The sequence below is a fragment of the Cobetia sp. SIMBA_158 genome (assembly GCF_046566945.1).
Lineage (GTDB): Bacteria > Pseudomonadota > Gammaproteobacteria > Pseudomonadales > Halomonadaceae > Cobetia > Cobetia amphilecti.
Map to the genome: position 1 here is coordinate 1 of NZ_JAWJYL010000984.1, position 241 is coordinate 241.

At 65.6% G+C, this 241-nt stretch carries 1 protein-coding gene; it reads left to right on the plus strand.

Annotated features, from left to right (window positions below):
- On the plus strand, positions 1–241 hold a 241-nt coding region (locus R2R70_RS22745), incomplete at both ends, for a transposase (RefSeq protein ID WP_410979308.1).

Sequence of the window (241 nt, forward strand, 5' to 3'; positions counted from 1 at the left end):
CGCTGCGGGTCAAGATCCGCGACGACGGCGTGGTCAGCAACAAGGCCGTCTATCTGGCCTTGGGCATCCAGGCCGACGGCCAGCGCGACGTGCTGGGCCTCTGGATCGAGCAGACCGAGGGCGCCAAGTTCTGGCTCAAGGTGTTCAACGAACTCAAGACGCGCGGCTGCCAGGACATCCTGATCGCCGTGGTCGATGGCCTGAAGGGGCTGACCGAGGCCATCAGTGCAGCCTATCCGCG